Source organism: Oribacterium asaccharolyticum ACB7, assembly GCF_000238075.1.
Classification (GTDB): Bacteria; Bacillota; Clostridia; order Lachnospirales; family Lachnospiraceae; genus Oribacterium; species Oribacterium asaccharolyticum.
In genome coordinates this window covers 511,428-530,648 of record NZ_JH414504.1, presented here as the reverse complement: position 1 = coordinate 530,648, position 19,221 = coordinate 511,428, and the positions used below count along the sequence as shown (strand labels likewise).

General features: G+C 42.3%; 21 protein-coding genes. 16 read left to right on the top strand and 5 right to left on the bottom strand.

What is annotated here, in order from left to right; translation table 11 throughout:
* Positions 1-6 precede the first annotated feature (6 nt).
* Together HMPREF9624_RS02410 and HMPREF9624_RS02405 are read right to left on the bottom strand one after the other, a co-directional pair.
* Positions 7-1,299, bottom strand: a complete 1,293-nt coding sequence (locus HMPREF9624_RS02410) for a bifunctional folylpolyglutamate synthase/dihydrofolate synthase (protein ID WP_009536376.1) — start codon at positions 1,297-1,299, stop codon at positions 7-9.
* The gene (locus tag HMPREF9624_RS02405; protein WP_009536375.1) at positions 1,296-1,814 is read right to left on the bottom strand and encodes a folate family ECF transporter S component; all 519 of its coding nucleotides are present in this window, start codon (positions 1,812-1,814) and stop codon (positions 1,296-1,298) included. Before HMPREF9624_RS02405 ends, HMPREF9624_RS02410 begins: the two co-directional genes overlap by 4 nt.
* 213 nt (positions 1,815-2,027) lie before the next feature.
* Here HMPREF9624_RS02405 and HMPREF9624_RS02400 point away from each other — a divergent pair, with 213 nt between their 5' ends.
* The 7 genes from HMPREF9624_RS02400 (at position 2,028) to HMPREF9624_RS02370 (ending at position 8,596) form a co-directional block, all read left to right on the top strand.
* Entirely contained in the window at positions 2,028-2,417 is a 390-nt protein-coding gene (locus HMPREF9624_RS02400) for a CidA/LrgA family protein (protein ID WP_009536374.1), read from the top strand.
* Entirely contained in the window at positions 2,414-3,109 is a 696-nt protein-coding gene (locus tag HMPREF9624_RS02395; protein ID WP_009536373.1) for an LrgB family protein, read from the top strand. Before HMPREF9624_RS02400 ends, HMPREF9624_RS02395 begins: the two co-directional genes overlap by 4 nt.
* A gap of 107 nt (positions 3,110-3,216) precedes the next feature.
* Complete coding sequence (locus HMPREF9624_RS02390; protein WP_009536372.1) at positions 3,217-4,350, top strand: M14 family zinc carboxypeptidase; 1,134 nt, start codon at positions 3,217-3,219, stop codon at positions 4,348-4,350.
* 228 nt (positions 4,351-4,578) lie between these two features.
* On the top strand, positions 4,579-6,270 hold the full coding sequence (locus HMPREF9624_RS02385) for a glutamine--tRNA ligase/YqeY domain fusion protein (protein ID WP_009429923.1): 1,692 nt from the start codon (positions 4,579-4,581) through the stop codon (positions 6,268-6,270).
* A gap of 33 nt (positions 6,271-6,303) precedes the next feature.
* The gene (locus HMPREF9624_RS02380; RefSeq protein WP_009536371.1) at positions 6,304-6,813 is read left to right on the top strand and encodes a hypothetical protein; all 510 of its coding nucleotides are present in this window, start codon (positions 6,304-6,306) and stop codon (positions 6,811-6,813) included.
* A 1-nt stretch (position 6,814) separates the two neighbouring features.
* On the top strand, positions 6,815-7,294 hold the full coding sequence (locus HMPREF9624_RS02375) for an S-ribosylhomocysteine lyase (RefSeq protein ID WP_009536370.1): 480 nt from the start codon (positions 6,815-6,817) through the stop codon (positions 7,292-7,294).
* Between the two features lie 108 nt (positions 7,295-7,402).
* Positions 7,403-8,596: an LL-diaminopimelate aminotransferase gene (locus HMPREF9624_RS02370; protein ID WP_009536369.1), complete on the top strand. Its 1,194-nt coding sequence runs from the start codon at positions 7,403-7,405 to the stop codon at positions 8,594-8,596.
* 118 nt (positions 8,597-8,714) lie between these two features.
* On the opposite strand, the gene HMPREF9624_RS02365 is transcribed toward HMPREF9624_RS02370, so the two are convergent.
* Both HMPREF9624_RS02365 and HMPREF9624_RS02360 read right to left on the bottom strand, forming a co-directional pair.
* Positions 8,715-9,110 carry a hypothetical protein gene (locus HMPREF9624_RS02365; RefSeq protein WP_009536368.1) on the bottom strand — a complete coding sequence of 132 codons (396 nt, stop codon included), beginning with the start codon at positions 9,108-9,110 and terminating at the stop codon, positions 8,715-8,717.
* Positions 9,111-9,289: 179 nt separating this feature from the next.
* On the bottom strand, positions 9,290-9,682 hold the full coding sequence (locus HMPREF9624_RS02360) for a hypothetical protein (protein ID WP_009427861.1): 393 nt from the start codon (positions 9,680-9,682) through the stop codon (positions 9,290-9,292).
* A gap of 305 nt (positions 9,683-9,987) precedes the next feature.
* On the opposite strand from HMPREF9624_RS02360, the gene HMPREF9624_RS02355 reads away from it, so the two are divergent.
* The 9 genes from HMPREF9624_RS02355 (at position 9,988) to HMPREF9624_RS02315 (ending at position 18,125) form a co-directional block, all read left to right on the top strand.
* On the top strand, positions 9,988-10,275 hold the full coding sequence (locus HMPREF9624_RS02355) for a co-chaperone GroES (protein ID WP_009536367.1): 288 nt from the start codon (positions 9,988-9,990) through the stop codon (positions 10,273-10,275).
* A 42-nt stretch (positions 10,276-10,317) separates the two neighbouring features.
* Positions 10,318-11,943, top strand: coding sequence for a chaperonin GroEL (gene groL / locus HMPREF9624_RS02350; protein WP_009536366.1), 1,626 nt, complete (start codon positions 10,318-10,320; stop codon positions 11,941-11,943).
* A gap of 39 nt (positions 11,944-11,982) precedes the next feature.
* The gene (locus HMPREF9624_RS02345) at positions 11,983-12,468 is read left to right on the top strand and encodes a DUF6106 family protein (RefSeq protein ID WP_009536365.1); all 486 of its coding nucleotides are present in this window, start codon (positions 11,983-11,985) and stop codon (positions 12,466-12,468) included.
* 48 nt (positions 12,469-12,516) lie between these two features.
* Positions 12,517-14,571 (top strand): NAD(+) synthase, encoded by a 2,055-nt coding sequence (locus HMPREF9624_RS02340; protein WP_009536364.1) that lies wholly within the window; start codon positions 12,517-12,519, stop codon positions 14,569-14,571.
* A gap of 274 nt (positions 14,572-14,845) precedes the next feature.
* On the top strand, positions 14,846-15,499 hold the full coding sequence (locus HMPREF9624_RS02335) for a TrmH family RNA methyltransferase (RefSeq protein ID WP_009536363.1): 654 nt from the start codon (positions 14,846-14,848) through the stop codon (positions 15,497-15,499).
* A 104-nt stretch (positions 15,500-15,603) separates the two neighbouring features.
* Positions 15,604-15,882, top strand: coding sequence for a hypothetical protein (locus tag HMPREF9624_RS02330; protein ID WP_009536362.1), 279 nt, complete (start codon positions 15,604-15,606; stop codon positions 15,880-15,882).
* A gap of 20 nt (positions 15,883-15,902) precedes the next feature.
* A complete protein-coding gene (gene rpoD / locus HMPREF9624_RS02325) occupies positions 15,903-17,060 on the top strand; it encodes an RNA polymerase sigma factor RpoD (protein ID WP_009428904.1) in 1,158 nt (385 codons plus the stop codon).
* A 5-nt stretch (positions 17,061-17,065) separates the two neighbouring features.
* Positions 17,066-17,725 (top strand): epoxyqueuosine reductase QueH, encoded by a 660-nt coding sequence (locus tag HMPREF9624_RS02320; protein WP_036594550.1) that lies wholly within the window; start codon positions 17,066-17,068, stop codon positions 17,723-17,725.
* 109 nt (positions 17,726-17,834) lie between these two features.
* Positions 17,835-18,125 (top strand): HPr family phosphocarrier protein, encoded by a 291-nt coding sequence (locus tag HMPREF9624_RS02315; RefSeq protein WP_009536360.1) that lies wholly within the window; start codon positions 17,835-17,837, stop codon positions 18,123-18,125.
* Between the two features lie 197 nt (positions 18,126-18,322).
* On the opposite strand, the gene HMPREF9624_RS02310 is transcribed toward HMPREF9624_RS02315, so the two are convergent.
* Positions 18,323-19,180, bottom strand: coding sequence for an Mrp/NBP35 family ATP-binding protein (locus HMPREF9624_RS02310; RefSeq protein ID WP_009428813.1), 858 nt, complete (start codon positions 19,178-19,180; stop codon positions 18,323-18,325).
* Positions 19,181-19,221 lie beyond the last annotated feature (41 nt).

Sequence of the window (19,221 nt, the reverse complement as noted above, 5' to 3'; positions counted from 1 at the left end):
AGAGATTTATAGGTTCTCCCTACAATACCTTCTTATTCCACTAACCTGATAAAGAGATCCGACACAGAGGAGGAGTGCTTTTCCCTCCTCATTTCTTAAATTTTCAAAATTCCACTGCAGACCGTCTTCCAAGCTTTTCGCGAGGTGGATTTCTCCGTCAAATTCCTTTTCCCATAGTTCCTTAAGGGCGCAAGCGTCCATCCCTCTGACAGAATCGACTTGGAAGAAGGTAAAACTTAAACTGTTATTCTTTAGTATACGAAGCATCTCCGTATAGTTTTTATCTTGCATAACAGAGAAGAAAACTCTTTTTTTATACTTTGGAAAAAGCATTTCCACGGAACGGACAACTGCAGTGATTGCCTGAGGATTGTGTGCTCCATCCAGTACAATAAGCGGATTTTTTTTCAGTACTTCAAAGCGACCTTTCCATTCCGTTGTATACAGCCCTAGTTTAACGGCATCTTCAGGAATGCGAAGCCCAATACTTTTCAAATAATCAATCGCCTCACAAATGACCATGGCATTATCCAACTGATAGTCGCCTAAGAGTGACAAGGCATATTCTCTTCTATCTTTGTATGTAAAATATTGATAACCGTTATCCAAATAAAAAGGGTAGGAATGCAGAAAACGACTGTTTGTCAAGATAAGCTTGGAATTCTTTTCTTTGGCAATTTTTCGAATCACCTGCATCACTTCATCCGACTGTTGCATTAAGACAGTAGGGGTTCCATCCAGGATGATTCCGCCCTTTTCCTGAGCTATTTCGGAAAGGCTGTTTCCGAGAATGGCCGTATGTTCCAAGCCGATATGGCAAATAATACTGAGTAGCTTCTTGTCAATCACGTTGGTACCGTCCAGGCGACCGCCAAGACCCACTTCTAAAATCAAAAAATCAACATTTTGCTCTTTAAAATAAAGAAAAGCAAGAGCAGTCAGCAAATCAAACTCGTTCGGCATAGAAGGCAAAAGAGGAAGTTCTTTCCGGATCAAGTTACTCATACGAAGATAATCGGCATCGCTGATTTGTACACCGTCTATCGTAAAGCGTTCATTCATGCTCTCCAGGTGCGGAGAAGTGTGAAGACCGGTTTTGTATCCCGCGAGCGTCAATATATTCTGCAAACTCACAGCTACCGAGCCTTTCCCGTTACTACCTGCAATATGAATTATACGAAGTGTTTTTTCGGGATTACCGAGACGCTGTAAAAGTACTCTTAGCGGTTGTAAATCGCTTCTTTCCGGAATCGGATCCGTACTACCGCACAGTGCCTTTCTGCTTTCTTCTCGTGTCATGATGTAAACTCCTGCATCGGAAATCTTTTTTCTAAGACAAAAATCATAAAGTGAATGGTTAAAAATTGCATGGTTCCATTGATTCCTACCTGAACCAATCGGCTGAGCATAATGGGGAGCAGTGTAGAACCGGTATTGATGGAAATCCACAAACTGTTCAATAAGAGACTACAGATAAGCTGTGTGAGTACAACCGCAAAAAATATTTGCAATCTGCCTTTTCCGTGCTTGAAAATCAGACCGAAAATCAAAGCGGAGAGAGCCAGGGAAAAAGTGTAACCCGGAAAATAAGGATAAGAAGAGAGAAAAAGACTTCCCAGAACGTCGGATAAAGATGCAACAAGAATGCCTTCTACTGTACCGAAGTAAAGAATGGCGAAGAGCATTGGCACGAATCCGAAGCCGATACGAATATTCCAGGCATTGATAGAAAACATTCTGGTCAGAATAATCTGTAAGGCAATGAGCATGGACAAGCTGATTAACTTTTTGGTTTTCCAATTCTTGACAGTCATAAATTTCTCCCTCCCGGGGCATAGTTTAATCTGAAAGCATAGTAGCGTAGGGAAAGTCTTTTGTAAAGGACTAGCCGTTTTATTTGGGATAAAATAACTTTGTATAAAACGGAGTATTCTCTTTTTTGTATAAAAGGGAGTAATCTCTTTTTTCTCTTGTAAAAATGGAAGATTGCGAATAAACTAAACCAGTTTAATCAGGAGGAAATCAGTATGAAATTGATTCGAGAAGTTTTATGGATTATTTTTTTCACCTTTGTCGGTGAAATCTTAAATGCGTCTTTGCCCTTGCCGGTTCCTGCCGGTGTATACGGGCTTATTCTAATGCTTATCTTCCTCATGAGAGGAATCATTCGTCTGGACGAGGTTGAGCAGGCAGGAAATTTTTTATTGGAAACCATGAGCATTATGTTTTTGCCTGCGGCAGTAGGAACCATGACCGTCAGTAAGCTTTTACTACCCGTCCTCTTTCCGTATATGGTGATTATTCTTTTTTCCACTTTTTTGGTCATGGCTGTTACCGGTCTTTCGGCAGAATTTATATTACGGAAAACCGAGTCTAAAGAAGATTGGGAAAAAGAAGAATCGGAGGAAAAGAAATGAGTCAATTGATAAGCAGTGCGGATCACTTCGGATTTGTACTCAGTATTTTTATTTTCTTGCTGGCGGTGCAGATTAAGCTTCGCTTTAAGCTGGAACTGTTGAATCCGCTTTTGGTCTCCACAATCATTATTATTGCAATCCTGCTTACTTTCAAGATTCCATACGACTCTTATTTGGAGGGAGCTGATATTTTGAATTATTTTCTGACTCCTGCGACGGTATGCCTCGCTATTCCTCTGTATAAGCAGTTTTCTTTATTGAAAAATAATTTCAAAGCCGTTTTTTGTGCGGTTCTCCTGGGAACAATCAGTTCCCTGGGAAGCATCCTTTTGATGGGATTCTTTTTTAAACTTCCCGCAGAACATATCGCAACACTTTTACCTAAATCCATCACAACGGCGATTGGCTTAGGGATTTCCGAATCTATTTCGGGATATGTCAATTTAACGGTTGCCTCCATTGTTCTCACGGGGATTATAGGAGGGATTCTTTCCGATTTTGTCTTTAAAATACTGCCGATACATCATCCTATAGCAAGGGGATTGGCTTTGGGAACCAGTGCCCATGCCATCGGAACGGCTAAGGCTCTGGAAATGGGAGAAATTGAAGGTGCCATGTCTTCCTTGTCCATCGTACTTGCCGGTATTTTTACGGTTATTCTCGTTCCGATAGTCTATGAAATATTCTTATAATTCTTAACGAGTATCGTGCGCGTAGCGTGCGATATCTCGTTTGTAAGAAAAAAGTAGCGGATTTTCTTTTTCGTTTTGTTAAACTACGAAAAAGAAAAGAGGTTATTATGCGAAAAAAATATTGTAAACCGGTTTATATTTTATGTGCAGCTTTGCTTTTTTCCACTCCCGTATTTGCAGACGGTCCGGATTTGGACGATACGGAAATTGTATCTTCCGGTCCGGGAATGATGATAGGAAGTAAGGAACAGGAGGAAGCATTCAGTGGAAATGTTTCAGCTGAAACGGTTCCTTTATTACAGGGTTATGGATTTTCGGATTATAGAGTATACGGATACAATGAAATGTACGACGATCTTATGGCTTTACAGAAAAATTATCCGTCTATGCACTTGGATTCTTTGGGAAAAACGATAGACGGAAGAGAACTCTATCATGTTATTGTCGGAAATCCGTCTGCGCCTAAAAAAATACTCGTGCATGGCAGCATTCATTCCAGAGAGTATATCGTGACAAAAGTGGTTATGAGGGAGATTGCCTCTTTGCTAGAGATGGAAAAAAAGGAAAGCGGTTATCAAGGAAACTCCATAAAACATTTACTGCAGAACACTTGCATTCATTTTGTCCCTATGCTTAACCCGGATGGTGTTTCTCTGGTACAAAACGGGTTAAACGGGATAGGTTCGGAGGAACTCAGAAAATCCGTTCTGGAAATGGCCCAAAAAGAGCATGCGACTCATTTATCTTCCTATTTCCGTCTTTGGAAAAACAATTTAAGAGGTGTGAACCTGAACAAGAATTTTGATGTGAATTGGGAACAAACCGTGGATAAGAAAGGCTATCCTTCTAAAGATGAGTATAAGGGAAGTTCTGCAGAATCCGAGGCGGAATCCAAGGCTTTGGCTGATTTACAACGAAAGGAAAATTTTTCCGCAACAATCAGCTATCATACGCAGGGAGAAGTTATTTACTGGTATTTTGGAGAAGGCTCCTATGTAGAAGAAGCTAAAAAACTGGCTGAAATCATAAAGAAAAATTCCAACTATAGAATGGTGAATTCCTACCGTGAAAATTATGCAGGGGGATTTAAAGACTATATGGAAAGAAAGTTTAATGTGCCATCCGTGACCGTGGAATGCGGAAGCGGAACCAGTCCCGTATCGGAAGAACAGATTGACAAGATTTGGGCAGGACAAAGGGGCGTGTTGCCGGATCTCCTTTTGGAGTACAAGGATTCCTGATAGGTTTTATAAATTGAAAGAGTCGTGGATTTGGTATTTTTGTCCGGACAGAGCGAAATATTGTATGGACAGAGCGAAATATTGTATGGACAGAGCAAAATATCTCCTTGCTAGAAATGAATAGATAATTTATTCTTCTTTGTGGTATAATACCTTGATTAAAAGATAAGTTGCCTTATTGGCTGATTTTAAACTGAGGCAGTCAGTATTAGAAACCAGGAGGAAAAGATGGCTGAGGAGAATCGTTCTGTTACGGAAGAGAATAAGAATACAGAGCCGGAGTCCAAGAATTTTATTGAGAACTTTATTGATGAGGACTTGAAAGAAGGAAGGGTAAAGGAAATCAAAACCCGTTTCCCCCCTGAGCCTAACGGCTATTTGCATATTGGGCATGCAAAGTCCATTTTATTAAACTACGGTATCGCAAAGGAGTATAACGGTACTTTTAATTTGCGTTTCGATGATACAAATCCGGTTAAAGAAAAGACGGAGTTTGTGGAAAGCATTCGAAAAGATGTGGAATGGTTGGGGGCTGATTTTGAAAACAGAATGTTTTTTGCGTCCGACTATTTTCCTATCATGTATGAAAAGGCTGTTTTTTTGATTCAGAAAGGAAAGGCTTTCGTAGATGATTTAACGGCTGAGGAGATTCGTGAATATCGCGGAGACTATAATACGCCGGGTAAGGAGAGTCCTTATCGTAATCGCAGCATTGAAGAAAATCTTCGATTATTTACTGAGATGAAAGAAGGGAAGTATCAGGACGGAGAGAAGACGCTTCGTGCAAAGATTGATATGGCAAGTCCCAACATCAATATGCGTGATCCTATTCTTTATCGCGTTTCCCATATGAGCCATCATAATACGGGGGATGAGTGGTGTATTTATCCCATGTATGATTTTGCGCATCCCATAGAGGATGCGGTGGAGGGAATCAGCCATTCACTTTGTACACTGGAGTTTGAAGATCATAGACCGCTTTATGACTGGGTGGTAAAGGAGTGTGAGTTTCCTTATCCGCCGAGACAGATTGAGTTTGCAAAGCTTTATCTTACCAATGTGGTGACAGGAAAGCGATATATTAAGAAACTTGTAGAGGATCAGGTCGTAGACGGTTGGGATGATCCCAGACTGGTTACCATTGCGGCACTGAGAAGACGAGGCTATACGAAAGAAAGTTTGGCGCAGTTTGTGAAGCTTTCCGGGATTTCGAAGGCACAATCTTCCAGTGATTATTCCCTTTTAGAGTATTGTATCCGTGAGGATTTGAAGCTTAAGAAACCGCGTTATATGGCGATTCTTGATCCAATTAAGCTAATCATTGACAATTATGAGGGTGAGGGAGAAGTGCTCAGTATTCCCAACAATTTGGAAAATGAAGCGCTTGGAGAGAGAGAGGTACATTTTTCGAAGGAGCTTTATATTGAGCGGGATGACTTTATGCCGGATCCCCCAAAGAAGTATAAAAGGCTGACCATGGAGAATGAAGTTCGTCTGATGGGAGCATATTTTGTGAAGGCTGTTTCTTATGAATGTGATGAAGAAGGAAATGTCACAGTCGTGCACTGTACTTATGATCCGGCTACCAAGTCCGGTTCCGGCTTTACGGAGAGAAAAGCAAAAGGAACGATTCATTGGGTAGATGCAAAGACAGCCTTTACTGCGGAAGTTAGACTTTATGAGCAGTTGATTGATGAGGAAAAAGGAAAGTTGAATGAAGACGGCAGCCTTAATTTTAATCCGAATTCTCTTACGGTAAAAGACTGCTACCTGGAGAAGATTTTGGAATCGGCTGAGCCGCTCGAAAGCTTCCAGTTCGTTCGAAACGGTTATTTCTGTGTGGATTGTAAGGATTCTACGGAAGGACACCCCATTTTCAACAGAATTGTTTCTTTGAAATCCAGTTTTAAAATGAATTAAAGAGGATGATGTGAAGGGATAAGGAGGAAATTTATGGCTAAGAAATTCGGTTCATTTGTGTTTTTGGCTGCGTTAACCGGTGCGGTTGCCGGTATAGTATCCTACCTCTACAAATATCGGAAGTTTTCCGAGGCAGTGGATCAGGATTTTACCGATGTTATGGATTCCGCTATGGAAGTGAAGGATTCTGCGAAGCGTTCTTATACTATTTTAAAGGATTCTCGAACAAAGGAGGATTTTAAGTCGGTCGCAAAGGATCTTGGATATGCGGCAAAAAATCTGGCTATTGATACGAAAAACCTTGCAGTAGATGCGGGAAAAGATGCTTATAAAGCAGTTAAGGAAGCTTGGGATAAGAAAAAGACGGTATTTTCCGATGATGAAGATGCAGTAGATTCAGAAGACGTCGATGTCGAGTTTTTCTATGAGAATCAGGATGACAGTACTGAGGAGAATAACTCTGAATGCGTGAAAACAGCTGAAAGGAAGCAGAGTGAAGAACAGGGTGAAAACGGCGGCCTTATTGTAACGGAAGAAGTGTAGTATGGAGAAGATTGCCAGTTTTACAGTGGATCATATTCATCTTCTCCCTGGAGTTTACGTATCCAGAAAGGATAAGGTTGGAGAGGAGACAGTTACAAGCTTCGATTTGCGATTTACCAGACCGAATGTAGAGCCTGCGATGGAAAATGCTCCCATGCATGCGATAGAGCATCTTGCGGCGACTTTCTTAAGAAATGATACGGAGTGGAAGGAGAGAATCCTGTACTTTGGACCAATGGGCTGTCGTACCGGCTTCTACCTTCTTTTAAAAGGAGATTTGGAAAGTCGAGACATTCAGGAACTTTTGCTATCCTGTTTTTCGTTTATTTCCGATTTTGAGGGAGAAATTCCCGGTGCTACAGAGCACGACTGCGGAAATTTTCGAGATATGAATCTTCCGGTCGCAAAATGGTGGAGTAAAAAATATTGTCAGGATGTATTGCAACATCTCTCCTATGACAATACACATTACCCTGCATAAAGGTAGGTGTGCTTTAATTCATAACAAGTGGCGCAGGCGAAGCATGACATCTTGTTTGGATTCCGGTACGATTTGTTTTACCGGAGTTGTTAGTATAGAGGGCTAAAAATGGGAATGAAAGTGAATCATCATTATCAAGAGGTGAAGGAAAGTTACCTTTTTGCAGAAATTTCCAAACGTATCCGGGAATGGCAGGAGAAGAATCAGGACAAGGCTGCACAACTGATCCGTATGGGGATAGGCGATGTAACTCGGCCTCTTCCAAAGGAGGTAGTGAAAGCATTGAAAGCGGCTTCTGATGAAATGGGCGTAGCGGAAAGCTTTCATGGCTATGGACCGGAACAAGGATACGATTTCTTAAGAGAAGAAATTCAATCGTATTACAAGAAATTTTCGGTTCAGTTGGAAAAAGAAGAGATTTTTATTTCCGATGGCGCAAAATCCGACTTAGGGAATATTTTGGATCTTTTTGACAGGGGGATTACCGCTCTGGTTACGGATCCGGTCTATCCCGTCTATGTGGATACAAATATTATGCAGGGAAATAAGATTCTTTATGCTCGTGCAGGAGAGGAAAACGGATTTTTGCCTATGCCCGACTCTTCCGTAAAGGCTGATTTAATCTATCTTTGTTCCCCGAATAATCCGACCGGGGCAGTGTATGACAGGGCGGGACTTGCAGCTTGGGTGGATTATGCAAGGGCCCAGGATGCCGTTATTCTTTTTGATGCGGCTTATGAGTGCTTTGTGGAGGGAGATTTGCCGCATTCAATTTATGAGATTCCCGGAGCAAAGGAATGCGCGATTGAGTTTTGTTCTTTCTCTAAGAAAGCCGGGTTTACCGGAACGAGATGTGGCTATACCGTGGTGCCGGATAAGCTTGTCTTTTCCGGGCAGTCTCTCCGAAAAATGTGGTTGAGAAGACAGACTACGAAGTTTAATGGAGTCTCCTATATTGTGCAAAAAGCTGCCGCTGCCGTGTTTACAGAGCAAGGCGAAAAGGAAATTCTGGAGAATATTCAGTATTATAAAGAAAATGCCAAGACGATTATGGCTACGCTGGACTCTTTAGGAATTTATTATACAGGAGGAAAGAACTCTCCTTACGTTTGGATGAAATGTCCGGATGGAATGGATTCTTGGTCCTTCTTTGACAAGCTTTTGAATGAAGTTTATGTCGTTGGAACTCCCGGGGCAGGTTTCGGAGAGGCAGGAGAGGGATTTTTCCGTTTGACGGCCTTTTCCACACATGAAAAAACGAAAGAGGCCATGGAGAGATTAAAGACGCTTTTAGGAAGATAAATAGAGGCTAAATAGATGGAATCTGGAAAAGACCGATAAACCGGCAGTCGCCGGGCTTATCGGTCTTTTTCGGAACTTGTATTTTTAGGAATGAAACGCATCCAATCTTTTTCAGGAATTAATCTGCCCGGATTCCTTTGGAATCTACTCGATAATTGTCAGGAGTAAATTTATTCATATAAAGAGAACCAAGAGGTTGATTTTCAATAGACTTCTCAGAAAAATAATAAGTTTCATAGTTAATCTTTTGCCATCCGATAACCATACGACCGTTTGCGGCAATATAATACCACTGATGCTTGTTTACAATCCAACCGTACATGGGAGAACCCGTGTCATTACTGATAAATGACCAAGATCCGTCTCTGCTCTGAACCCAGTGTCCATAAGAATCCGGCGCAGTAGTGGTAGATCCGCCATAGCCAACTGTGTTATTTTCTTCTGCAAAGGACGGAAGTGCTGCTGTAACGGATAAGAGAAAAGCCCATCCGATTAAGACTATCATTTTTTTCATAAGCAGCCTCCTTAACGAAAAAATAGGAAATGAAACATTGCACATTTTATGCAAAATAGTTTTATGAATAAGAAATCATCGATACTGCAAAGAATCTTCATTCTGAACAAAAGACCGGGGGAAAGTTCCCGCCGGTCTTTTACGATCTTGAAGTGACACGAAAAATCAGAATAAACCGATTAGTTTACCCATCTTCCGTTGGAATCCACTCTGTACCCGTCCGGAGTCAGCTTGTTCATATAGAGAGAGCCTGTCGGCTGATTCTCTACAGCATTGGGAGAGAAATAGTACCAGTCAAATCCAAGCTTTACCCAACCGCCTACCATATGACCGTTATCAGCCATATAGTACCACTGACGCTTATAAACAACCCAACCGATAATGGGTCTTCCGGTCTCATTGCTGATGAAGGACCAAGAACCGTCGCTGTTGGTAACCCAGTGACCGTTTGATTCTGTTGCGTCTGTAGTTGAGCCGCCCCATGCTACAGCCTTACCCTCGGCAAAAGCCGGCATTACAGTTGCAGTGGAAAGCATAGCAATGATTCCTGCAATAAGAATATTCTTCTTCATAAAACTGAACCTCCAAAGTAATATTTTACAACGACTTTCCTCAAAATTAAGGCAATTCGTCTGCTGCATTCTTAATTATACTTAGAAATATTTATTTTACAATAAAGTTTTCTTTTCATTTTCAGCAAAAATTCATTTATTTGTAAGAAAAAGCCATTTATATTTTGGGAGAAACTGTTCACCAAAACTTCACAATCATTTTAGCACTCGATACTTGACACTGCTAATAAGGCGGATTATAATGCCTATTGTTGTTTAAAGAAATGCGTGATTGCATCTTATGCAGATTTGCGAGGAGGTAAGAAATGAAATTAGTTCCCTTATTTGATAAAGTTGTTTTGGAAAAAGAAAAAATGGAAGAAACCACGAAGAGCGGAATCGTTCTTCCGGGACAGGATGATAAGGAAAAGCCGGGACAGGCAGTTGTTGTGGCTGTAGGACCGGGCGGAGTGGTAGACGGTAAGGAAATCAGCATGCAGGTAAAGAATGGGCAGCATGTTCTTTTTTCTCGTTATGCCGGAACGGAAGTGGAATTAGAAGGTAAGAAATACACTGTAGTAAAGCAGAGCGATATTCTGGCAATTGTAGAATAAGGATAACAACATAAACAGGTTTTTCCGTACAAGGAGGATTATATGGCTAAGGAAATTAAATATGGAGTAGAAGCAAGAAAGGCATTGGCTGCCGGTGTAGACGCCGTTGCCGATACCGTGAAAGTAACTTTGGGACCAAAGGGAAGAAATGTGGTACTGGATAAGTCCTTCGGATCACCGCTTATCACGAATGACGGTGTTTCCATTGCCAAGGAAATTGATTTAAAGGATCCGTATGAGAATATGGGCGCACAGCTGGTTCGTGAAGTGGCATCCAAGACCAATGATGTAGCCGGAGACGGAACCACGACGGCAACAGTTTTGGCGCAAGCTATTGTCACTGAGGGATTAAAGAATCTGGAGGCGGGGGCAAATCCCATTATCCTTAGAAAAGGAATTAAGAAGGCGGTCGAGGCTGCCGTAGAGAGCATTCAGAAGCAGAGCTCCAAGGTAAAGGGAAAGGATCAGATCGCAAAGGTTGCCGGCATTTCCGCAGGAGACAGTGCAGTGGGAGAGATGGTTGCCGATGCTATGGAGAAGGTATCGAAGGACGGCGTGATTACCATTGAAGAGTCCAAGACCATGCAGACCGAGCTTGACCTTGTAGAAGGTATGGAATTTGACCGCGGCTATATCAGTGCATACATGAGTACCGATATGGAGAAGATGGAAGCAAACTTGGACGATCCGTATATTCTGATTACCGATAAGAAGATTTCCAATATTCAGGATATTCTTCCGCTCCTTGAACAGGTTGTAAAGACCGGTGCAAAGCTTCTGATTATTGCGGAAGATATTGAGGGCGAGGCATTAACAACCTTGATTGTCAACAAGTTAAGAGGTACTTTCAATGTGGTTGCCGTAAAGGCTCCGGGTTATGGCGACAGAAGAAAGGAAATGCTGAAAGATATCGCCATCTTAACCGGCGGTGAGGTGATTTCCGAAGAAGTCGGCTTAGATTTAAAGGATGCTACAATTGAGCAGTGCGGTAGAGCAAAGTCTGTTAAGGTAAGTAAAGATAAAACCACTCTTGTAGAAGGCTTAGGAAAGAAGAAAGAGATTAGCGATAGAATTGCCCAGATCAGAGGACAGATCGAGGCTACGACATCCGATTTTGATAAGGAAAAGCTTCAGGAGCGTTTGGCTAAGCTTTCCGGCGGTGTTGCCGTAATCCGTGTAGGAGCAGCAACCGAAACCGAGATGAAGGAGGCAAAGCTTCGTATGGAAGATGCTTTAAATGCTACAAGAGCTGCTGTGGAAGAAGGAGTTATCGCCGGAGGCGGATCCGCTTATATCCACGCACAGTCTGCTGTAGAGAAAGTAGTAGATAAGCTTGACGGAGATGAGAAGACCGGGGCAAAGATTGTCTTAAAGGCTCTGGAAGCACCGATGTATACCATTGCTTACAACGCCGGACTGGAAGGTGCCGTAATTGTAAATAAAGTCAAGGAAAGCAAGCAGAACTTCGGCTTTGATGCCTACAAGGAAGAGTATGTTAATATGATGGATGCCGGTATCATTGATCCTGCGAAGGTTGCCAGAACTGCATTACAGAATGCCGCATCGGTTGCCGCATCTCTTCTTACTACCGAGTCTGTAGTAGCAGACATCAAGGAGCCGCAGCCGCCTATGCCTCAAGTTCCGGGCGGAATGGGCGGAATGATGTAAACAGCATTTCACTTTCGTACAATAGAAGGAGATTTTCCCATGGAGAACTATATTGAGCATCTGGTCAAGGGAAAAAGAGGAACGAAAGAATACATGGAAAGGGGAGTGGCAATAGCTCTCCCCTTTCTTTGCTTTATTATCTTGTATTTACTTTCTTTACCGTTGATTTTCTTTGTATTTTCCTTTGTCTTGACATATTATTTATGGAACAGGACAAGTATAGAATATGAATATCTGTACATGGCAGGGGAGCTGAGTGTGGATATCGTATATCATAAAAGCAGTCGAAAAAAACTGTTCAGTGTTGAGAAAGAAGAGATTCTGGAAATTCGGCAGTGGAGCCCGGAAACCCTTGAACGATATAAGAGAGAGGGGATTCCCGTTCTGGATTTGGCGGGGGTTGGAGAGAATCAACACTACTTTTACCTAGTGCAACATGAAGGAAAGAAGACGGCATATATTTTAGATTGTCCGGAAAAGCTGCTTAAGGAAATGCGTTTGTATTCCCGTGATAAATGGCTTTAAAACTTTATTTTCCCCGAAAGAGAAAGAAAAGAGGAGTAGGAGTATAGCATGAATGATTTTGTGAGAGTGGCTTCGGTCAGCCCGAAAGTCAGTGTGGCGGACCCTTTTTATAATGTGGATGAGATGCTTAAATGGGCGAAAGAGGCAGAAAAGCAGTCTGTCTCTCTTTTGGTCTATCCGGAGCTTGCCGTTTCAGGTTATACGGCTCACGATTTGCTCTTACAGGAAAGCTTACAAAAAGCCTGTGCAGAGGCAGTCGGAATTTTTGCCGAGAAGACTGCAGACAGCCCGGTTTTGTTTGTTTTCGGTTATCCCTTTGTTTTACGCGGAAAGCTGTATAATACCGCGTTTGTGATGCAGAAAGGGAAAATCCTCGGAATTGTTCCCAAAAAGCATCTCCCCAACCACAGCGAATTCTATGAAGAACGCTATTTTCAGGAAGGAAGGGAAGAAGTGGAGTGGATTCCCGATTTTTTGGGGAAGGAAGAGGAATGGATTCCCTTCGGGATGCATCTTCATTTTACGGCGGAAAATGAGGCGCGTTTCAGGCTGGCCGTGGAAATCTGTGAAGATCTGTGGGTTCCGAATCCTCCCTCGGTTACGCATTGTCTGATGGGAGCTACGGTCATTGCCAATACTACGGCTTCCGATGCTTTGATTCGGAAAAATGACAGTCGAAGAGCTTTAGTACAGCATTCCAGCGGATGCTTACATAATGCTTATATCTACACCAGTGCCGGTCCATCCGAGTCCACACAGGATATGGTCTTTTCCGCACACAGTATGATTGCGGAAAATGGAAAGATTCTATCCGAGTCTCCTCGTTTTTATGAGGGGATGATTTATAGTGACATCGATCTTTCCGTCTTATGGCAGGAGAGGATAAAGCAAAATACTTTTGAGACGACGGAAGATTCCGCAGTGCAGGTTCCGTTTCCTCTTTATAAGGCAGACTATGAAGCACAGGGAGTTTCGGCCCCCTTCTCTTCGGAAAAGCGGAAAAAGAAGATTTCTTTAAAGCGTTTTATTAACCCTATGCCGTTTCTCCCTCCCGATTCCGGAAAAGACTATGAGAGAGGCGAAGAGATTCTAAGCATTCAGGTGCAGGGGCTTAAGAAAAGACTAAAGCATATCGGCGCACAGAAGGTCATATTAGGCTTAAGCGGCGGTCTGGATTCTACCTTGGCACTTTTTGTCTGTGTAGAGTGTTTCCGACTTATGGGCTATGATTTAGATAACATTTTAACGATTACCATGCCTTCCTTCGGAACGAGCAAGCTCACTCGTAACAATGCTTTGGAATGCGCGAGGCTCCTCGGAACGGAATTGAGAGAAATATCCATTGAAGATGCGGTACTGCAGCATTTTAAAGATATTTCCTATGATGAAACAATGCGCGACGTCGTTTATGAAAATGCACAGGCCAGAGAGCGGACACAAATTCTTATGGATTTGGCCAATAAGGAGGGAGCACTTCTTGTCGGTACGGGAGATTTGTCGGAATCGGCACTGGGATTTTCCACTTACAATGCGGATCATATGTCGATGTACAATGTGAACTGCGATGTACCAAAGACCGTTATTCCCCTTATTCTGAGATCCTTTGTTAAGGAAATGGAAAACGCGGGAAAAGATAGCATGGATAAGGAAAAAGTAAAGGCTTTGAAAAAAATTGTGGAAGAGATTATACAGGTTCCGGTCAGTCCCGAGCTTTTGCCTCCGGATGAAAAAGGCGAGATAAAGCAGAAGACGGAAGAAATTTTAGGGCCTTACGTTTTACATGATTTCTTCCTCTATATGCATTTACGATACGGCTTTTCGGCAAAGAAACTCTTTTTCCTTGCCTGCCATGCTTTTTCGGATGAAAATATGCAGTATTATAAGAGAGAGGAGAAGAAAACCTTTTCTCCGAAGGAAATTCTTCAGTGCTTGAAAGTTTTCTATAGAAGATTCTTTTCGCAACAGTTTAAACGTTCCTGTATGCCGGACGGTCCCAAAATCGGAAGAATTGCATTATCTCCTCGAGGTGATTTAAGGCAGGCGAGCGATGCTTCATCACGAGTTTGGCTTTTGGAACTGGAGGAAATTGAGCATAGCTTATAGTTGTAAAATTGAGCTTTGTCTGAAGGGTATTGAGTTTTGTCCGGGTTCGGAGGAAATTAAGCATAGCTTATAGACGTAAAGCCAAATTTTTGCTATACTTCTTGTTCATGGTGAGGATCTTTTCCGGTCCTCCTTTCGAGTTAAGAAGGATAGGTAAGGGCTGAATGCATAGAATTGATTCACCGGCAAATGCACTACTCAAAGAAATTCGAGAACTCAGTAAAAAAGGAAAAAAAGAAGAGAGAAAGGCTTTTTTATAGGAGAGGGAGAACGCTTGTTAAGGGATTTGCCTCTTTCTTCTCTTGTACAAATATTTATTTCCGAAAGCTATGAAGGAAACTTGCCGCACGGCTTAGTAAAAGAAGATGAACGGGTTTTTCTTCTCAGTAAAAAAGCGATGGAAAGTATTTCGACAACCGAAAGTCAGCAGGGAATCCTTGCTAAAATTGCCATTCCGAAACGAGAAGAGCCGGAAGGAGATTTTTATCTTATTTTGGAGGATATCCAGGATCCGGGGAATTTGGGAACTATTTTTCGAACGGCAGAGGCTGCCGGGATATCGCATATCTTTATGAATAAAACGTGCACGGATATTTTTAGTCCTAAGGCGGTTCGTTCTACTATGGGTTCTCTCTTTCGTGTTTCTTTCAGTATACATGAGGACTTGGAGAGCATTTGCAAAATGTTGAAAAAACGAGCTGTACGCATATATGCCATGCATCTTTCGGGGGAAAATGTGTTTTATCAAGAAGACTTTCGTTGCCCTTCCGCTTTTATGCTCGGAAATGAAGGAAATGGACTTTCGGAGAGTTTGACTAAGCTTTCCGATCAGCTCATACGTATTCCCATGCAGGGACAGATTGAATCTTTGAATGTAGCGACGACAGCAAGTATTCTTATGTATGAGGTTTACAGACAGAGACAGTAAAGAACAAAAACGGAATCCTTTTTCTGATTGGAATGAGTGTTATTGATAACAGTTGTGATACCTCATGGAAAAAAGGAATAATAGAACTATGGGGGTGGTTACAGATGATTGGCAGATCAAGAGGAAAGGTTCCCAATCATAAAATAGATATATTGTATGGAGTCATAGCCTTAATTATTTTTATCATGTCGGTTATGGCGCTCGGTAATCCGGATGAAAACATGGTTCTTTTCCCCTTTATCTTTTTCTTTGCTTTTGTTCTTCGAATCTTTGTTTTTATAGAGCGAAGAATGGAAGAGGGAAAGAGAAAATATATACAACTTGTGATAGCGCTGGCCTTACTTATACTCAGTGTGGTTTCCGGCATTAGCCTTTGGACTTAGTCCTAAGAAAGGAAGAAAACTTGGAAAGAGAAGAATTTGAGAAAATAATTGAAGAATTGATGATTAAGGCAAAGGGCAATAATAACTCTATTGACATGGGAGAGGTCCAGACCGCTGTAAAGGATTTGTCCCTTACAGAGGAGCAAATGGAGAATTTTCTGCTTCTTCTCGAAAATAAAGGCGTAGAAGTGACGCCGGTTCTGGATGAGGATACTTTAAAGAAGCTGGAAAAAGGAGATGAAAAAGAAGACAGTGAAGACGAGCTTCTGGGCTTGGAAGATGATGATTTCACTAAGGATGAAGAAGGTGAAGAAATAGATCTCGATGCGGTAGACCTTCTGGAGGGAATCGGTACGGAAGATCCGGTACGGATGTATCTGAAGGAAATCGGCACGGTTCCGCTTCTTACTGCTGAGGAGGAGTATTCTCTTGCCATGAAGAAGCAGGCGGGAGATGAGTATGCTAAACAGAGACTGATTGAAGCGAACCTTCGTCTTGTCGTATCGATTGCTAAGCGCTATACCGGACGCGGAATGAGTTTTCTGGATTTGGTTCAGGAAGGAAATTTGGGTTTGATTAAAGGCGTTGAAAAATTTGATCCGGAGAAGGGCTTTAAGCTTTCCACCTATGCGACATGGTGGATTCGACAGTCTGTAACTCGTGCACTTGCCGATCAGGCCAGAACGATTCGTGTGCCGGTGCATATGGTGGAAACCATCAATAAAATGTCCAAAATGCAGAGAAAGCTGACACTGGAACTCGGCTATGAGCCGTCTGTGAAAGAACTGGCAGAGCATCTGGATATGACCGAAGAAAAAGTGCAGGAAATCATGCAGATTGCCAGAGAACCGGCTTCCCTGGAGACGCCTATCGGAGAGGAAGACGATTCCAACTTGGGCGATTTTGTAGCCGATGCCAATGTTCTTTCTCCGGAAGGAAATGTAGAATCGGTTATGCTGAGAGAGCATATTGACAGTCTTTTGGATGATTTAAAGGAAAGAGAAAGACAGGTCATCGTACTTCGTTTCGGTTTGGAAGACGGTCACCCGAGAACCTTGGAAGAAGTGGGAAAAGAGTTTAATGTCACCCGTGAGCGTATCAGACAGATTGAAGCTAAGGCTCTGAGAAAACTCAGAAATCCGGTTCGTTCCAAGAGAATCAGAGACTTCTTGCAGTAAAGCTTATGGAAAAGAAAAATTATGAGTGTCTCATGGAGTCGATTCTCGGAGAGATAAAAGATGAGTCAAAACCGAGGCTTTTACTGCATGCCTGTTGCGCACCATGCTCGACCGCTGTACTGGAATGCTTGGAAAGATATTTTGCAATTACAGTTTTCTTTTACAATCCGAATCTGGAGACTGAGGCGGAATACAATCGTCGTGCAGAAGAATGTAAAAGACTTCTTAAGGAAATGAAGCTCCCTATTTCCTGCATAGTAACGAATTATGCCCATGAAGAATTTCTCCAAGTGGCAAGGGGCTTGGAAAAGGAACCGGAGAGGGGAAGAAGATGCACCGCCTGCTTTCAACTTAGATTAGAGGAAACTGCCCGCTTTGCTCAAAAATGGAATGCGGAGCATTCGGACACGCCTTTTGATTATTACTGTACAAGTTTAAGTATTTCTCCTTTAAAGAATGCTGCTCTTTTAAATAGCCTGGGAGAAGAGATTGGGGAGCACTACGGGATTCGTTTTTTACCGTCCGACTTTAAAAAGAAGGGGAGGTATCTACGTTCCGTAGAATTATCCAAGCAGTATGCTCTGTATCGACAGGATTATTGCGGCTGTGAATTTTCCAAGGCGGAAAGCCTCCGAAGGAAACAAGAAAAAGAGAGTATTCAGTAAAAACGGAAAATGAGAAAACAAAAAAATTAAGAATAAAAAAACAAGAAGATTAGGAATAGGAAAATCGGGAAGAGCATAGAATCGCTTCAGAGCAGGAAAAGGGGGAAAAATGACAAGTGCAGAAGTGAAGATTATCAATGAATCCGGACTGCATCTTCGTCCGGCAGGTGTTTTGACACAGACCTGTATCCGTTTTAAGAGTGAGATTATCCTGTATTACGGAGAAAGGAAAATCATCGGAAAATCGGTTTTAAATGTTATGGCTGCGGGCGTGAAAAAAGGCAGTACCGTGAGGGTGGAATGTAGCGGTATCGATGAAGAAGAAGCCTTAAAAGCTGTGGTAGAAGCGATTTCTTCCGGACTTGGTGAGGGCACAAGTACTCCGGAACCTTTGTTTTAGTCTTATGGAGTCGAAAAAGGCTTGTTGGGATGTTTTGACCTTTATCAACACGTTTTATCCTATAAATCTATAACTCGGTTTTCCTATAATTCTATAACTCTAACTTTCGAAAAAGAGCTGTAAAAAATCAAAAGCCAATGGGTTGATTTTTACAGCTCTTTTATTCTTAAAGAGTATCTTCTTTAATTTAGCGGTATTTATGATTGGATAAGCTTTTTTAAGCAAGCTACTGCTGTCTTTAAACTCTCTTTTGTGTCAATGGCTTCTACGGCTCCGGCATCCATATAGGAGGCATTTTGCGAATCGATGGGAAGCTTTGCAAGGAGTTCCAAGCCTTCTTTTTGACAAAGCTCCTCGATGTGGCTCTCGCCAAAAACATTGATTTTCTCATTACAATGCGGGCAAAGAAGATAGGACATATTTTCGATAATGCCAAGGATGGGGATATTCATTTTTTCCGCCATGCGAACCGCTTTTTCCACAATCATGGAAACCAAATCCTGCGGAGAGGTCACAATAATAACTCCGTCAATCGGAAGAGACTGAAAGACGGTAAGCGGTACGTCGCCTGTTCCGGGAGGCATATCTACGAAAAGATAGTCGATTTCCTTCCACTCTACCTCTTGCCAGAACTGCTTTACCGCATTGGCAATCATGGAACCTCTCCAAATCACGGGATCGGTTTCATTTTCTAAAAGTAGATTGGTGGAAATGATCTCCACACCGCCATTGCTGGTTTCTGGCACCATCGACTTTCCGTCCTCACTTAAAGCTACTCCGTCATGGAGGAGTCCGAATGCTTTCGGAATGGACGGTCCGGTAATGTCCGCATCCAAAATCCCGACATGGAATCCCTCTTTATTCATTGCGGAAGCAAGTAAGGAGCAGACGGTGGATTTTCCTACGCCACCCTTACCGGAGACGATGCCAATGACTTTTTTTACGGAAGAGCCTTCCCCTAAAGGAAGCTTTTCAATGCCGCTCTTTCTACTGGGACAATTTGCGGAGCAAGAGCCGCAGTGAGAGGAACAGGAGCTGTTATTTTGTTCTGCCATAAATCGATTTCCTTTCTTTCTATACTTCTATATTGTGTAAG

Excerpts from the sequence above, each read along its gene's own strand:
- HMPREF9624_RS02360 (WP_009427861.1), bottom strand. The coding sequence starts at position 9,682 with ATGAAGAAGAATATTCTTATTGCAGGAATCATTGCTATGCTTTCCACT.
- HMPREF9624_RS02400 (WP_009536374.1), top strand. The coding sequence starts at position 2,028 with ATGAAATTGATTCGAGAAGTTTTATGGATTATTTTTTTCACCTTTGTC.
- HMPREF9624_RS02395 (WP_009536373.1), top strand. The coding sequence starts at position 2,414 with ATGAGTCAATTGATAAGCAGTGCGGATCACTTCGGATTTGTACTCAGT.
- HMPREF9624_RS02370 (WP_009536369.1), top strand. The coding sequence starts at position 7,403 with ATGGGAATGAAAGTGAATCATCATTATCAAGAGGTGAAGGAAAGTTAC.
- HMPREF9624_RS02345 (WP_009536365.1), top strand. The coding sequence starts at position 11,983 with ATGGAGAACTATATTGAGCATCTGGTCAAGGGAAAAAGAGGAACGAAA.
- HMPREF9624_RS02310 (WP_009428813.1), bottom strand. The coding sequence starts at position 19,180 with ATGGCAGAACAAAATAACAGCTCCTGTTCCTCTCACTGCGGCTCTTGC.
- HMPREF9624_RS02405 (WP_009536375.1), bottom strand. The coding sequence starts at position 1,814 with ATGACTGTCAAGAATTGGAAAACCAAAAAGTTAATCAGCTTGTCCATG.
- HMPREF9624_RS02410 (WP_009536376.1), bottom strand. The coding sequence starts at position 1,299 with ATGACACGAGAAGAAAGCAGAAAGGCACTGTGCGGTAGTACGGATCCG.
- HMPREF9624_RS02375 (WP_009536370.1), top strand. The coding sequence starts at position 6,815 with ATGGAGAAGATTGCCAGTTTTACAGTGGATCATATTCATCTTCTCCCT.
- HMPREF9624_RS02380 (WP_009536371.1), top strand. The coding sequence starts at position 6,304 with ATGGCTAAGAAATTCGGTTCATTTGTGTTTTTGGCTGCGTTAACCGGT.
- HMPREF9624_RS02390 (WP_009536372.1), top strand. The coding sequence starts at position 3,217 with ATGCGAAAAAAATATTGTAAACCGGTTTATATTTTATGTGCAGCTTTG.
- HMPREF9624_RS02365 (WP_009536368.1), bottom strand. The coding sequence starts at position 9,110 with ATGAAAAAAATGATAGTCTTAATCGGATGGGCTTTTCTCTTATCCGTT.
- HMPREF9624_RS02385 (WP_009429923.1), top strand. The coding sequence starts at position 4,579 with ATGGCTGAGGAGAATCGTTCTGTTACGGAAGAGAATAAGAATACAGAG.
- HMPREF9624_RS02330 (WP_009536362.1), top strand. The coding sequence starts at position 15,604 with ATGATTGGCAGATCAAGAGGAAAGGTTCCCAATCATAAAATAGATATA.
- HMPREF9624_RS02320 (WP_036594550.1), top strand. The coding sequence starts at position 17,066 with ATGGAAAAGAAAAATTATGAGTGTCTCATGGAGTCGATTCTCGGAGAG.
- HMPREF9624_RS02315 (WP_009536360.1), top strand. The coding sequence starts at position 17,835 with ATGACAAGTGCAGAAGTGAAGATTATCAATGAATCCGGACTGCATCTT.
- groL (WP_009536366.1), top strand. The coding sequence starts at position 10,318 with ATGGCTAAGGAAATTAAATATGGAGTAGAAGCAAGAAAGGCATTGGCT.
- HMPREF9624_RS02340 (WP_009536364.1), top strand. The coding sequence starts at position 12,517 with ATGAATGATTTTGTGAGAGTGGCTTCGGTCAGCCCGAAAGTCAGTGTG.
- HMPREF9624_RS02355 (WP_009536367.1), top strand. The coding sequence starts at position 9,988 with ATGAAATTAGTTCCCTTATTTGATAAAGTTGTTTTGGAAAAAGAAAAA.